Raw genomic sequence first — 13,866 nt, forward strand, 5'->3', positions numbered from 1 at the left:
TCTGATTCGAAAGGCACATCCCGTGGAGATCCGCATCGGAATCGTCAACGCCCCCCGCGAGCTCAGCTTCGAGTCGGCCCAGTCGGCCGAGGAGCTCACCGAGCAGATCCAGGCCGGCCTCACCAGCGGCACCGGAATCCTCAAGCTCACCGACGACAAGGGCCGCGTCTACATCGTCCCGACGGCCGGCATCGCGTACGTCGAGGTCGGCACCGAGGAGTCGCGCCGCATCGGCTTCGTCGGCTAGATTCCTCGCGTGGAACTGCTCTTCGTCGCGCTCGCCGGCGCCATCCTCGGCCTCGGCGCCCGGTACCTCCTGCCGAACCGTCACACGCACGGCTCCGTGCTCATCCCGGCCCTCGGGGTGAGCGTCGCGTGCATCCTCTGGGTCGCCCTCACCTGGGCCGGACTGAAGTGGAACGGCGGCTGGATCTGGTGGATCACGCTGCTCGGCACCGCGGCGATCGTCGTGGTCGCGGACCTCGTCATCGGGCGGGTTCGCACGAGCCACGACGACAAGCTCCTGCACACGCTCGCCAAAGGCGCCGTCGCCCGCTGACACGACCCGCCGTCGGCTACGGAGGACATCCGCCGTCGGCGGCCCCCGATCGGCAGCTAACGGAGGAGTTCGGCGGCCGTTGCGACCGCAACTCCTCCGTTGCCTACGGCCATAAGGGCGTCGCTAACGGAGGAGATCGGCGCCGAGATCGGCCGCAACTCCTCCGTTGGCCGCTTTCCGGAGCAGTCTCGGGGTGAAACTCCTCCGTTGCCGACGACAGCGATCAGGCCGTCAGGCCCAGGGCGTCCATCCGGCGCGTGTGCGCAGCGATCAGCTCGGTGAAGATGGGCTCGATGCGCTCGTCGTCCGCGCGATTGCCCGACAGGTGCAGAGCGGAGCGCGCGACCAGCAGCGTGTCGCCGACCAGCCTGCGCCCCCACATGGCCAGGCGTGAGCCCAGCTGCGGATCCGTCTCGATCTCGGCGCGCAGCACCTCCAACAATCCCTCCTGACCGGAATCCGAGCCGAGCAGCTGGGCCACGCGCGGGCCGACGTCTCCGGGGAGGCCGCCCGCCAGCCGGATGAAGAAGTCGTCGAGAAGACCGCCCGCCATCAGGGCGGCGAGCAGGGTCTCCCGCCAATCGGCGCCGATCAGCAGCGCGCGGAAGCCCTCGATCTCGTCGGCGAACGGCCGCATGACGGCGGAGGGCTCGTCGCCGCGACGCCGGATCTCGGCCACGATGCCGTGGTGCTTCGAGAGCGCCAGCCCGGCTGCGACCGCGACGGCCTCCTTGGCGCGCAGCGCGTCGACGCTCCGCGCACCTGGCGCGTCGGTGTCGGCCGCAACGCGCGAAAGCGTCTGGAACTGCTCCAGCTGCAGGTAGGCGGCCTGGCCCAGGTACGGCAGGAGGTCGGGCATCACCTCGTGCAGGTCGACGCGCACGGACGGCGGCCGCGGGGCGCGCGGCGCGAGGCGGGGAAGCTCGACCGCGGGTCGGCGTCTGGTGAACCACGTTGACACGTACAGCAGTGTAACGGGGACGTCCAGTAGGCTTGTGGTGCCGTCGGCGCAGGATCGACGGCCCTGCGCCTGCGAAGAGAGACAGGGCGTGGACTCACTTTTCGACCGACAGGCAACATTTACGTGACTTTCTCCGAACTCAATATCGACCAGGACATGGTGGACGCCCTCGCCAGCAAGGGCATCGTCGAGCCGTTCCCCATCCAGGCGCAGACCATCCCGCTCGCCCTCGACGGCCAGGACATCATCGGCCAGGCAAAGACCGGAACGGGTAAGACCTTCGGCTTCGGCCTCCCGATCATCCAGCGACTCGGCCTCGACCCGGCTCCCGGCGTCCAGGCCCTCGTCGTCGTCCCGACGCGCGAGCTCGCCGTCCAGGTCTTCGAAGACCTCGAGCAGGCCGCGTCCAACCGCTCGACGACGGTGACCGCCATCTACGGCGGCAAGGCGTACGAAGGGCAGATCGCCCAGCTCAAGGCCGGCGCGCAGATCGTCGTCGGCACGCCCGGCCGGCTGCTCGACCTGGCCGGCCAGCGCCTCCTGAACCTCTCCAACGTGCGCGAGATGGTGCTCGACGAGGCCGACAAGATGCTGGACCTCGGCTTCCTCTCCGACATCGAGAAGCTGTTCGCGCAGACCCCGGCGACCCGGCACACGATGCTCTTCTCGGCCACGATGCCCGGCCCGATCGTGGCGCTGGCCCGTCGCTTCATGACGCGGCCCATCCACATCCGCGCCACCGACCCCGACGAAGGTCAGGTGCAGGCGAACATCAAGCACCTCATCTACCGGGCGCACTCGCTCGACAAGGACGAAGTGGTCGCGCGCATCCTCCAGGCCGAGGGCCGCGGCAAGACCGTCATCTTCACCCGCACCAAGCGGGCGGCGGCCAAGCTGGTCGAGGAGCTCGGCGACCGCGGCTTCAACGCCGCCGCGGTGCACGGCGACCTCAACCAGGAGCAGCGCGAGCGCGCGATGGCCGCGTTCAAGGCCGGCAAGAAGGACGTGCTCATCGCGACCGACGTGGCCGCCCGCGGCATCGACGTCGACGACGTGACCCACGTCATCAACCACACCATCCCCGACGACGAGAAGACCTACCTGCACCGCGCGGGCCGCACGGGACGTGCGGGCAAGACGGGGATCGCGGTCACCTTCGTGGACTGGGAAGACCTGCACAAGTGGGCGCTCATCAACCGCGCCCTCGAGTTCGGTCAGCCCGAGCCGACCGAGACCTACTCGTCGTCGCCGCACCTGTACAGCGACCTCGGCATCCCGGAGGGCGCCAAGGGCCGGCTCAAGTCGACACCGGCGGTCAAGGCTCCCGAGAACCAGGACGGCGCGCGCCGCGACTCGACCGGCCCCGCCAACCAGGGCGAAGGCCGATCGCGCAACCGTCGCCGTCGCACCCGCTCCGGCGGTGCGGCAAGCGAGGGCACGACGGCTCCCGCTGCGGCGTCGACCGACGGCGGCGGCGAGCAGAAGGCCGCGGCCGCGGGAACGCACGACGGAGGCGGTGCGCAGCACCGCGACGGCAACAGTGCACCTCGCCGGCGCCGCCGTCGCTCGCGCGGCGGCTCTCCCGCGACGCCCGCGAGCTGAGGCCGACCCGCGCCAACAGACGGAGAACGCCGCCCGCCGATATCGGCGGGCGGCGTTTCCTGTCAGACCGTTTCCTGTCGGCGGGAGGGGCGCTCCGGGCGCTCAGTACCAGTTGGGGTCGTGGCTCATCTCGAAGCTCCACGCCGCACACGGCGATCCGTAGGCACGGTTGATGTAGTCGAGACCCCAGTCGACCTGCGTGTTCTGGTTGGTCATCCAGTCGGAGCCGGCGGACGACATCTTGCTGGCCGGAAGGGACTGCGGGATGCCGTAGGCGCCGCTCGAGCTGTTGAAGGCGTCCGCGCGCCACCCCGACTCGTGGTTCCACAGTTTGATGAGGCAGCCCATCTGGTCCTGGCCCCACCCGAAGGCCGCCAGTCGGCTGGACGCGTAGGCCTGCGCCGCCGCCGGGTCGACGTTCATGCCGGGCGGAGGCGCGAAACCGTCGGAGCCGCCGCCGCTGTTCGCGGCCTGCGCCGCCGCCTGGGCGGCAGCGACGCCCGCGGCGTACTGCTGCTCCACCGACGCCTCGGTGTTCTGCAGCGACGCCAGCTGCGCGTACAGCGTGTTCGCGTGCTGCTGCTGGTCGGCGAGCTGCGCGTCGGCCGCTGCCTTCGCCGCGGTCGCCACCTGCAGCGCCTTCTGCGCGTCCTTGTCCCGCTGATCGCGGATCTTCTGCGCCGCCGCCGCCTGCTCGCTGAGCGCCGCGGCGGCGTTCTTCTGCGCTGCGGCCTGCGCGAACATGCCGGACGCCTGGTCGGCGAGCCGGGACATCGCGCCCAGCTGATAGAGCAACGACTGCTTGGACCCGCCCGTGGCGAACGCACCGGGTGAACCTGTACCGCCGAGGAAGAGCCTGATCGACACGTCGGAGGTCCCCGAGCGCGTCAGCTGCGCCGCGAACTTACCGCTCTCGGCCCGCAGTTGGTCGGCCTTCGCGGCCGCCGCCTGCGCCTGCTGCCCGAGGTCCTGGGCCTTGGCCGTCGCGGCCTTCAGGGCGGCCTCCGCCTGGCCGTACTCGCCGAGGCGTTTCACGGCCAGGTCCCCTGCGGCGTTCGCCGCCGTCTGCAGGGAGGTCAGCAGGGCGTTGATGCGGTCGACCTCGGCCTGCGCCGCGGCGGCGTTCGCCTTGGCGGCCTGCACGTCGTCCCAGGAGGGGTAGGAGTCCGCGTTCGCCGGTGCAGCGCCGCCCGCCACCGTCAGCGCGCAGACCAGCGCTGCAACCGTGATCGTAGACGTCCAGACTCGCCGAGCCACTCGAACCTCGCTTCCCGATCCCCGCCGACCAGGCTAACCGCAGGTTCAGCTCACGCGTAGAAGGGCGCCGCGCCTGTCGCTTCTTCGATCATCCGGTCGACGACGGCCGGATCCGTCGTGTTCTCCCCCAGCCGGTTGGGCTTTCCCGCGCCGTGGTAGTCGCTGGATCCGGTGATCGCGAGGCCGTACTTCTCGGCGTAGCGGCGCAGCTCGGCCACGCCCTCCGGCCGGTTCTCGCGGTGGTCGAGCTCGAGGCCGAACAGCCCGGCGTCGACCAGCCTCCTGAGTCGCTGCTCGGGGATGACGCCGCGGCTGCTCGTCGCCGGGTGCGCTAGCACGGGAACGCCGCCCGCACCGCGGATGAGGCGGACCCCTGTCATCGGATCCGGCGCGTAGTGCGGCTGGAAGTAGCCGCTGCGCCAGTGCAGGATGCCGGCGAACGCTGCGCTGCGGTCTTCGGCGAGGCCACGGGCGACGAGGGCGTCGGCGATGTGCGGCCGGCCGACCGTCGCCCCCTCTGTCGCCTGTGCGAGCACGTCGTCCCAGGTGATGTCGTAGTCCTCGGCGATGCGGCGCACCATGTCCTCCGCGCGGCGCATCCGACCCTCGCGGATACGCAGGGTCTCTGCGACGAGTGCGTCGTTCGCGGGATCGAAGAGGTAGCCGAGCATGTGGACGCTGGCGAACTCGACGCGCGTGGACAATTCCATCCCGGGAATCACCGTCACCCCGACCTGCGCTCCGGCATCGGCGGCGGCCGCCCAGCCGGCCGTCGAGTCGTGGTCGGTGAGCGCGACGGCGCCGAGGCCCGCGACGGCCGCGGCGCGCACGAGCTCGGCGGGAGTCTCCGTGCCGTCCGACACGCTCGAGTGCGTGTGGAGGTCGACGGGCCCGCGGAACCGTCGCTGCGCAGCCATGCCCTCCATCCTAGGAGTGGAAGAATGGTCGGCATGTCGTCCGAGAACACCACCGCACCCGCCAGCACAGAGCAGGACGCCCCTCGCGCCACGGCGAACCGGTCCACCACGCCCGGTTCCGACGCGTTCCGCGCCTACATCGGCAGCAACTGGGCGGAGCGTCCGGAGGTCGTGCCCGGTGCCCGCGAGCAGGCCTCCTACGCCGCGGCGCGCCGCGCGCGCGTCTCCGAGCTGTACCCGGGGCGCCGGCTGATCATCCCCGCCGGTCGGCTCAAGCAGCGCTCCAACGACACGGACTTCGCGTTCCGCGCGCACTCGGCCTTCGCCCACCTCACCGGCTGGGGGTCCGACTCAGAGCCCGGCAGCGTCCTGGTGCTCGAGCCGAACGGTTCGGGACACGACGCGACCCTCTACTTCCGGGAGCGCGCGGGTCGCGACTCCGACGAGTTCTACGCCAACCCCGAGATCGGCGAGTTCTGGATCGGCCCCCGCCCCTCGCTCGCGCAGGTCGCCGGCGACCTCGGCCTGCCGACCCGAGGGATCGCCGAGGTGGAGACCGTGCTCGACGCGGTCGACGCTGCCACCCTCGTGCTGCGGGAGGCCGACCCCGAGCTGACCGACCGCGTCGACGCGACGCGGCTGGTCCTCGCCGCCGAGGCGGGCGCCGACCTCGATCCGGAAGACCACGCGGACGACGACGCCCTCGCACGCGACCTGTCCGAGCTGCGCCTGGTCAAGGACGCCTTCGAGGTCGCGGAGCTGCGAGCAGCCATCGCCGCGACCGCCGCCGGCTTCGACGACGTGATCTCCGACCTCCCGCGCATCGTCGCCCACCCGCGGGGCGAGCGTCTCGTGGAGGGCGTCTTCAACGGGCGCGCCCGCGCGGACGGCAACGCGGTCGGCTACGACACGATCGCCGCCAGCGGACCGCACGCGTGCATCCTGCACTGGACGCGCAACGACGGGCCCGTGGTGCCCGGCGACCTGATCCTGCTCGACGCCGGTGTGGAGGTCGACAGCTACTACACCGCCGACATCACTCGCACCTTCCCCGTCGACGGCACGTTCAGCGAGACCCAGCGCTTGGTCTACGAGACGGTCAGGGAGGCTGCGGACGCGGCGTTCGCGATCGTGCGTCCCGGCATCCGGTTCCGCGAGATCCACGCGACGGCGATGGCGGTGATCGCCCGCCGCACGGCCGAATGGGGTCTGCTGCCGGTGTCCGCGGAGGACGCGCTGCAGGCCGACAACCAGCACCACCGGCGCTACATGGTGCACGGCACCAGCCACCACCTGGGCCTCGACGTGCACGATTGCGCCCAGGCCCGCCGGGAGATGTACCTCGACGGCGTGCTGGAGCCCGGCATGGTCTTCACGATCGAGCCCGGCCTGTACTTCCAGCCGGACGACCTGACCGTCCCCGAGCGGTTCCGCGGTATCGGCGTGCGCATCGAGGACAACATCCTCGTGACGGCCGACGGCGCGGAGAACCTCTCGATCGCGCTCCCCCGCACCGCGGACGACGTGGAGGCGTGGGTGCGTCGGCTCAGCTGACGCACCCACGCCGAAGAATCGCTCAGGCGGGCGGCGCGGGCGGCCGGCCGTCGTCGCCGGCCGGCGATGCCGGCGGTGCGGGCGGCGGGTCGGACGGGTGCTCCGGCTGAGCCCAGCCGCCCGGGGCCGGCGTGATGTCCGGCTCGGCGCCGAGGAGGTTGCGTGCGCGGTTGAGGAGGTCGGGGTCGACCAGCACCGAGTAGCTCGTGGCGATCACCTGCATCACCGAGGTGTAGTCGCGGCGTCGACGGTTGATCGCGTACGACACGATGCCGAACAGCATCCCGAAGCCCGCGCCGATGAGCACGGCTGCGATCACGAAGGCGTAGCTCACGGTCGGCGAGAAGATGAGCAGCAGGAGGCCGAAGAAGATGCCGAGCCAGGCACCGGAGGCCGCACCCGCCAGAGCGACGCGACCCCAGGTCAGCTTGCCGGTCACGCGCTCGACGCTCTTGAGGTCGCTGCCGACGATCGACACCTTGTCGACGGGGAAGTCGGCGCGCGCCAGAACGTCGACCGCCTGCTGCGCGTCGAGGTACGTCTCGTAGGTGGCCACGACCTCTCCCCGAGGCATCGTCGGGAAGAGCATCCGGTTACGTCCGCCGAGCGGGCTGGGAGTGGTCATGCCCCATTGTCCCATCCTCACCGTCCGCCCGGCCGGAAGGGCTTAAGTTATTAGTCGTGAGCACCCGCATCTTCGTCGCCCGACTGGCCGGCACCAGTGTGTTCGACCCGGTCGGCGACCGTGTCGGGCGTGTCCGAGACGTCCTGGTCGTGTATCGCAAAGACGATCCGCCCAGCGTCGTCGGACTGATCGTCGAGATCCCGGGCAAACGGCGGGTGTTCCTCTCGATCGGGCGCGTGACCAGCATCTCGAGCGGGCAGATCATCACCAACGGCCTGATCAACGTGCGCCGCTTCGAGCAGCGCGGCGGCGAGGTCCGAGTGATCGCCGAGCTGCTCGGCCGCAAGGTGGTCTTCACCGACGGCACGGGAGAGGCGACCATCGAGGATGTCGCGATCGAGGAGTCCGATACCGGCGAGTGGGCGGTCAGCCAGCTCTTCGTCCGCCGGCCCAAGGCCGGCTCCTCCCCGTTCGGCAAAGGCCCGACCACGTTCGCGACCTGGAACGAGGTGCGCGAGAAGCAGGCGCGCGGCGAGGCGCAGTCCGCGGAGCAGCTGATCGCGACCTACTCGGAACTGAAGGCAGCCGACCTGGCGAACACGCTCCTCGACCTCCCGCAGCAGCGCATGCTGGAGGTCGCGGAGGAACTCCCCGACGACCGCCTCGCCGACGTCCTGCAGGAGATGCCGGAGAGCGAGCAGGTGCAGATCCTGTCCCGGCTCGACGACGACCACGCCGCCGACGTGCTCGACCAGATGGAGCCGGACGACGCGGCCGACCTCATCGCGCAGCTCTCCGACGAGCGCGGGGAGCACCTCCTCGAGCTCATGGAGCCGGAGGAGGCCGAGGACGTCCGCATGCTCCTCAGCTATGCGCCGGAGACCGCAGGCGGGCTGATGACCACCGAGCCGATCATCGTCTCGGCCGACGCCACCGTGGCGGAGGGCCTCGCGCTGATCCGCCGTCACGAGCTCGCGCCGGCGCTCGGGGCCGCCGTGTGCGTCACCCTGCCTCCGTTCGAGGCCCCCACCGGACGCTTCCTCGGCGTCGTGCACTTCCAGCGGATGCTGCGCTACCCGCCGCACGTGCGCCTCGGAACGCTCCTCGATCCGAGCCTGGAGCCGGTGACCGCCGACACCTCGGCCGCCGAGGTCTCGCGCATCCTCGCCAGCTACAACCTCGTCTCCGTCCCGGTGGTGGACGAGAAGCATCGGCTCGTCGGGGTGGTGACCATCGACGACATCCTCGACTATCTGCTCCCCGACGACTGGCGAAGTCAAGACGAGGACGAGCCCGTGAAAGCGCCGTCCGACGAGACCGGCAGTATCCGCATCGTGAACGGAAGGAGGGGCGCAGGTGGCACGAGGTAGGCAGGACGCGAGCCTGGACGCCCCGAAGGGCCTGCGCACGTCGGTGCTCCCCCGACGCGACCGGGTGGACCAGAGCGACCGTTTCGGCCGGTTCACGGAGTGGATCGCGCGGGCCATGGGCACGCCCTGGTTCGTCCTCGGGCTGACCATCTTCGTGGCGGCCTGGATGCTCTGGAACACGCTCGCCCCGAATTCGTGGCGGTTCGACTCGGCCGCGCTCGGGTTCATCGCGCTCACGCTGGTGCTCTCGCTGCAGGCCTCCTACGCCGCTCCCCTCATCCTGCTCGCGCAGAACCGCCAGGACGACCGCGACCGCGTGCAGATCGAGCAGGACCGTCAGCGTGCCGAGCGCAACCTCGCCGACACCGAGTACCTGGCGAGGGAGGTCGTGGCACTGCGTCTGGCGGTCAAGGACATGGCCACCAAGGACTTCATCCGCGCCGAGCTGCGCGCACTGCTCGAGGACCTCGAGCGGGGCGAGCCCGACGATGGCGGGCGCGCGCGTGCCTGAGTCCTCACCCGACCTCGCGCGGCTCGTGGAGCGGGCGCTGGGCGGCGTCCTGGATCCCGAGATCCGCAAACCGATCACCGAGCTCGACATGATCGGCGGCGTGGACGTCGACGCGGCCGGCGCCGCGACCGTGCGGGTGAAGCTCACCATCGTCGGCTGTCCCGCGGCCGATGCGATCGAGCGCGACGTGCGCGCCGCCGCCTCCGCCGTGCCCGGAGTCACGGCCGTGACCGTCGACGTGTCGGTGATGTCGCCCTCCGAGCGCGCGGCGCTGACCGAGAAGCTGCGTGGCGGGCGCGCGGCCAGGGTGCAGCAGTTCGGGCCCGACTCGCTGACGCGCATCTACGCCGTCACCAGCGGCAAGGGCGGCGTGGGCAAGTCCACCGTCACCGCGAACCTGGCCGTCGCGCTCGCCGAGCGCGGCCTGCGGGTCGGGGTGGTGGACGCCGACGTGCACGGCTTCTCGGTGCCCGGCCTGCTCGGGCTGACCGACGCCGACGGCGTCGCGGTGCGTCCGACCCGTGTGGACGACATGATCTTGCCCCCGGTGGCGTATGGCGTGAAGGTGATCTCGATCGGGATGTTCGTCGACTCGGCCTCCGCCGCTGTCGCCTGGCGCGGCCCGATGCTGCACCGGACGATCCAGCAGTTCCTGGGCGACGTCTTCTTCGGAGATCTGGACGTGCTGCTGCTCGACCTGCCGCCCGGCACCGGCGACGTGGCGATCTCGGTCGGACAGCTGCTGCCGCAGGCGGAGGTGCTCGTCATCACGACACCGCAGCCGGCAGCGGCAGACGTCGCGGAGCGCAGCGGCGTCGTCGCCCGGCAGACCGGCCAGCGCATCGTCGGGGTGGTCGAGAACATGGCCGGACTCGTGCAACCCGACGGCACGGTCCTCGAGCTGTTCGGCTCCGGCGGAGGAGCCGAGGTCGCGCGGCGGCTGAGCGCCGGTCAGGACGAGCGGGTGCCGCTGCTCGCGAGCGTCCCGCTGAGCGTGCCGCTGCGCGCGGGCGGCGACGCCGGTGCCCCCATCGTCGTCACCGACCCGCAGGACCCCGCGGCCGCCGCGATCCGCGCCGTAGCGGAGCAGCTGGCCGTGCGGCCTCGCGACCTCCCTCGCCGCAAGCTCCCGCTGTCCACCCGCTGACGCTCGACCGCCGAACCGCGGGAGTTCCTCAGCCCGGCTCGACGATCCGGGCCAGCAGCTCGACGAGGAGTCGCTCCGTGAGCGGGCGCGGCAACGCGTCGATCAGGGCCAGCAGCGGCGCCTGATCGCTCGGGAGTCCCGGGCTGTCGCCGGCGATCCCCACCGCCCGCAGGATCCCCGCGGCCGTGTCGGAGTCCAGCGCCCCCGCGCCGAGCGGCGGCAGAGCGGCCAGGGCCGCCTCGGCGTCGACCTGCGGCTCTCCGCGCACCTCGTCGGCCGAGGCTCGGAGCGCCGCCTCCAGCTCGTCCAGCCGATCGCGCGTCACCGGCGTGATCGTCAGGTGGGTCGTGTGCGGCAGGCGCGTGCCGTCGGACTGGCCCAGCCCGGGCTGCAGCTGCAGGTACCAGCCTCGACGCCGCGCCCGGTCGGCCCAGTGGTGCGGGTCGACGCGCTCCTCCTCCGGCACCGTGTCGTCCGTCGCGACCGCCAGCAGTGGCCCGGTGGGCGACCCGACGACCCGGAGTCCGTCGATGTCGGCGACGACATCGGCGAGCGCCCGCGTCGCACGCAGGCACGACTCGGCGAGCTCCGCGAATCCGCGCGCGCCGAGCGCCTGGATGATCGCCCACGAGGCCGCGAGGGCGCCGGCGGACTTGGACCCCAGCAGAGTCGGGTTCACGACGGGATAGCCCGGCCAGCCGGTCGTGGCGAAGTACTGCAGCCGCTGCCGGTCGCGACCGCGCTGCAGGAGGACGCTCGCGCCCTTGGGCGCGTAGCCGAACTTGTGGAGGTCGGCGGAGACACTGGTGACCCCGGCCACGCGGAAGTCCCACGGCGGGACGGCCGAGCCGTCGGCCCCCCGCCAGAACGGCAGTATCCAGCCGCCGATGCACGCGTCGACGTGGAGGTCGACGCCGCCGTCGTCGCACGCTGCCGCGACCTCCTCCACCGGGTCGAGGGAGCCGTAGGGGTAGGAGGGCGCTGACACGACCGCCAGCGCGACGTCCGGCCCCAGCCGCTCGATGAGCCCGGCGGCCTCCAGACGACCGGTCTGCGGGTCGACGGGCACGAGGTCGAGGTCGAGGTCGAAGTACTCCGCCGCCTTGTGGAAGGCCGCGTGCACGGTCACCGGTGCGACGATCCTGGGCCGGCCGACGCCGCCGGCCGTGCGCCAGGCCTCCCGTGCCGTCTTCACCGCGAGCAGGCACGACTCCGTGCCGCCGGAGGTCACCGACCCGACGACCTCGTCGCCGCCGTGCAGGAGCTCGCGGGCGAACCCGAGCACCTCGCGCTCCATGACGGCGACCGAGGTGAACGTGGTCGGGTCGAGCCCGTTGACCGGCTGCACCAGCCGGACGGCCTCCGCCGCCAGTTCGTCGAGCTCGGCGATTCCGGAGTCGTACACGTAGCTGAGCACGTGGCCGCCGTGGGTCGGTGCGTCCGCGGCGCGCAGTGCGGACAACCGGGCGAGGATCGCGTTCCGGTCAAACGACGTCATCGACGTCTCCCTTCCGTAGCCGGTAGCGGACCAGCGGCACGAGACTGGCCGCGACGATCGCCGCCGGGATGATGCTGAAGGCGAGCACGATGCCCGCGACCGCGCTCCCGGGCTGGGTGATCCCCGCGGTCGCGGCCGACGGGTCCCCCGCTCCCGAGATGTAGCCGGCGATGCCGATGACCGTGGTGAACGCCGCGGCGCCCAGCGCCATCCCCGTCGTCTCCCCCGCCGTCCACATGCCGCCGAAGGTGCCGGCCCTGCCGGGACCGTTGCGGCGGGAGTCGTGCGAGATGACGTCGGGCAGCATCGACATCGGCAGGGACTGCATGCCGGCGTAGGCCGCGCCGGCGAGTGCCACGGACGCATAGACCCACGCGCCGGGGAGCCAGAGCAGCAGCACCATGGACAGGGCGGCGACGCCGAACAGCACGCTCGCGATGCGGAAGCCGCGCTCCTTGCCGATCCGGCGCGCCACGACTCCCCAGAGCGGCGTCACGACGAGGGCGGGGCCGATCAGCGCGAGGAAGAGAAGCGTCACGGCGTCCTCTGAGTGCAGCACCCAGGTCGCGACGTAGTTCGCGCCGGTCAGCATCATCCCGGTCGCGAGTCCCTGCAGGAGGAATGTCAGCAGCAGCGCCCGGAACGGCTGGCTGTCGCGGAGGGCGCCGATGCCGGCCGAGTAGTTGGTTCGCAGGGTGACCAGCACGCTCTCGCGCGGCGGCAGCACGGCGGCGGGCTGCTGGCGCGGCGCGACGAACGCCGAGACGAACATGCCCGCCCCGATCACGAGCCCCGCCACCAGCGCCATGACGAAGTAGGCGACGAATCCCGTGCCGCCGCCGAGCTGGCGGAGCGCCGGCCCGCCCGCGCCGAACAGCAGGATCGCGAAGGTGAGAACGACCACCCGCCAGGTCAGCAGCCGCGTGCGCTCGTCATAGCCGGCTGCCAGCTCGGCCGGGAGGGCGATGTAGGGCACCTGGAACAGGCTGAACGCCGTTGCGGTGATCAGGAACGCCAGGAAGACCCACAGCGCGGACACTCCCGTCGGTGTTCCGGGAGGCACGGCGAAGGTCAGCAGAAAGAACACCGGGAGCGAAACCGCCCCGACCAGCATCATCGCCCGCCGTGAGCCGCGCGCGGCCAGCATCCGGTCGCTGCGTGCCCCGATCACCGGATCGATGATCACGTCCCAGACCTTGGCGACCGTCACGACCGCCCCCGCGACGAAGGCGGCGACCCCGAGCGACTCGGTCAGGTAGTAGACGAGGACCAGCCCGGGAAGGGTCGCGAAGCCTCCGGTACCGAGCGAGCCGACGGCGTAACGGGCGACAGTCGACCGGGTCAGCGACTGCTGCGTTGCGATCATTCCCGCATCGTATTGGATGCACAGGCGTATCGGGGCGTCAGGTCAGCCGCGACGCGCGGAGGACCGCCGGGAAGGGGCGGTCGGTCAGGTGGCCTCGGCGTCGAAGGGCGGCACAGAGCCCGACGGGAGCGCGCCCTTGCGCTGCGCGTAGGCCGACTGGGTCACCGGCTTGATCGCCGACGGGGCGGGGGTGTCGTCCATCAGGGCCTCGCGCACGATCCGGCGCGGGTCGTACTGACGCGGATCGAGCTTCTTCCAGTCGACGTCGTCGAACTCCGGGCCCATCTCTTCTTTCATGCGGGCCTTCGCGCCGTTGGCGAAGTCGCGCATCGAACGGATGAACTGGCTGAACTTGGCCGCGTACTGCGGGAGGCGCTCAGGACCGATGAGGAACGCAGCGATCACTGCGATGATGAGGAGTTTCTCCGGAGTCAGGCCGAACACACATGAAGAGTATCGCGCGCGGCTGCGCGAATGCTGGATTCCGTGGGCCTATCCT

14 protein-coding genes are annotated in these 13,866 nt (G+C 71.3%); 7 read left to right on the plus strand and 7 right to left on the minus strand.

Translation table 11 applies throughout. The annotated features are described in order from the left end of the window. Positions 1-22: 22 nt before the first annotated feature. Both JNB50_RS19415 and JNB50_RS19420 read left to right on the plus strand, forming a co-directional pair. Positions 23-247 carry a DUF3107 domain-containing protein gene (locus JNB50_RS19415; RefSeq protein WP_208041788.1) on the plus strand — a complete coding sequence of 75 codons (225 nt, stop codon included), beginning with the start codon at positions 23-25 and terminating at the stop codon, positions 245-247. Positions 248-256: 9 nt separating this feature from the next. Continuing rightward, positions 257-559, plus strand: a complete 303-nt coding sequence (locus JNB50_RS19420) for a hypothetical protein (RefSeq protein ID WP_208041789.1) — start codon at positions 257-259, stop codon at positions 557-559. Positions 560-782: 223 nt separating this feature from the next. Here JNB50_RS19420 and JNB50_RS19425 read toward each other — a convergent pair whose 3' ends face one another. Next, on the minus strand, positions 783-1,520 hold the full coding sequence (locus tag JNB50_RS19425) for a ferritin-like fold-containing protein (RefSeq protein WP_208041790.1): 738 nt from the start codon (positions 1,518-1,520) through the stop codon (positions 783-785). Between the two features lie 123 nt (positions 1,521-1,643). On the opposite strand from JNB50_RS19425, the gene JNB50_RS19430 reads away from it, so the two are divergent. Then, a complete protein-coding gene (locus tag JNB50_RS19430) occupies positions 1,644-3,122 on the plus strand; it encodes a DEAD/DEAH box helicase (protein WP_208041791.1) in 1,479 nt (492 codons plus the stop codon). A gap of 102 nt (positions 3,123-3,224) precedes the next feature. Here the strand turns inward: JNB50_RS19430 and JNB50_RS19435 are convergent, their stop codons facing one another. Next, on the minus strand, positions 3,225-4,379 hold the full coding sequence (locus tag JNB50_RS19435; protein ID WP_307794798.1) for a hypothetical protein: 1,155 nt from the start codon (positions 4,377-4,379) through the stop codon (positions 3,225-3,227). A gap of 50 nt (positions 4,380-4,429) precedes the next feature. Then, the gene (locus JNB50_RS19440; protein ID WP_208041792.1) at positions 4,430-5,296 is read right to left on the minus strand and encodes a PHP domain-containing protein; all 867 of its coding nucleotides are present in this window, start codon (positions 5,294-5,296) and stop codon (positions 4,430-4,432) included. Between the two features lie 33 nt (positions 5,297-5,329). Here JNB50_RS19440 and JNB50_RS19445 point away from each other — a divergent pair, with 33 nt between their 5' ends. Continuing rightward, positions 5,330-6,850, plus strand: coding sequence for an aminopeptidase P family protein (locus JNB50_RS19445; RefSeq protein ID WP_243768696.1), 1,521 nt, complete (start codon positions 5,330-5,332; stop codon positions 6,848-6,850). A 22-nt stretch (positions 6,851-6,872) separates the two neighbouring features. Here JNB50_RS19445 and JNB50_RS19450 read toward each other — a convergent pair whose 3' ends face one another. Beyond that, positions 6,873-7,475, minus strand: coding sequence for a general stress protein (locus JNB50_RS19450; RefSeq protein WP_208041794.1), 603 nt, complete (start codon positions 7,473-7,475; stop codon positions 6,873-6,875). Between the two features lie 56 nt (positions 7,476-7,531). Between JNB50_RS19450 and JNB50_RS19455 the strand changes: the two genes are divergently transcribed. Genes JNB50_RS19455 through JNB50_RS19465 form a run of 3 tightly spaced genes read left to right on the plus strand, consistent with a single transcriptional unit; the run spans position 7,532 to position 10,503 of the window. Beyond that, a complete protein-coding gene (locus tag JNB50_RS19455; RefSeq protein ID WP_307794799.1) occupies positions 7,532-8,845 on the plus strand; it encodes a magnesium transporter MgtE N-terminal domain-containing protein in 1,314 nt (437 codons plus the stop codon). Further along, a complete protein-coding gene (locus JNB50_RS19460) occupies positions 8,832-9,356 on the plus strand; it encodes a DUF1003 domain-containing protein (protein WP_208041795.1) in 525 nt (174 codons plus the stop codon). The genes JNB50_RS19455 and JNB50_RS19460 overlap by 14 nt, the downstream gene beginning before the upstream one ends. Then, positions 9,334-10,503, plus strand: coding sequence for a P-loop NTPase (locus JNB50_RS19465; protein WP_208041796.1), 1,170 nt, complete (start codon positions 9,334-9,336; stop codon positions 10,501-10,503). Before JNB50_RS19460 ends, JNB50_RS19465 begins: the two co-directional genes overlap by 23 nt. A gap of 28 nt (positions 10,504-10,531) precedes the next feature. Here the strand turns inward: JNB50_RS19465 and JNB50_RS19470 are convergent, their stop codons facing one another. The 3 genes from JNB50_RS19470 to JNB50_RS19480 all read right to left on the minus strand — a co-directional run bounded on the left by JNB50_RS19470 (position 10,532) and on the right by JNB50_RS19480 (position 13,811). Beyond that, positions 10,532-12,001 carry an aspartate aminotransferase family protein gene (locus JNB50_RS19470; RefSeq protein ID WP_208041797.1) on the minus strand — a complete coding sequence of 490 codons (1,470 nt, stop codon included), beginning with the start codon at positions 11,999-12,001 and terminating at the stop codon, positions 10,532-10,534. After that, positions 11,988-13,367 carry an MFS transporter gene (locus tag JNB50_RS19475; RefSeq protein WP_208041798.1) on the minus strand — a complete coding sequence of 460 codons (1,380 nt, stop codon included), beginning with the start codon at positions 13,365-13,367 and terminating at the stop codon, positions 11,988-11,990. Before JNB50_RS19475 ends, JNB50_RS19470 begins: the two co-directional genes overlap by 14 nt. A gap of 84 nt (positions 13,368-13,451) precedes the next feature. Further along, complete coding sequence (locus tag JNB50_RS19480) at positions 13,452-13,811, minus strand: Sec-independent protein translocase TatB (RefSeq protein ID WP_208041799.1); 360 nt, start codon at positions 13,809-13,811, stop codon at positions 13,452-13,454. Between the last annotated feature and the right edge of the window lie 55 nt (positions 13,812-13,866).

It is taken from the genome of Leifsonia sp. TF02-11 (genome assembly GCF_017565305.1).
Classification (GTDB): Bacteria; Actinomycetota; Actinomycetes; order Actinomycetales; family Microbacteriaceae; genus Leifsonia.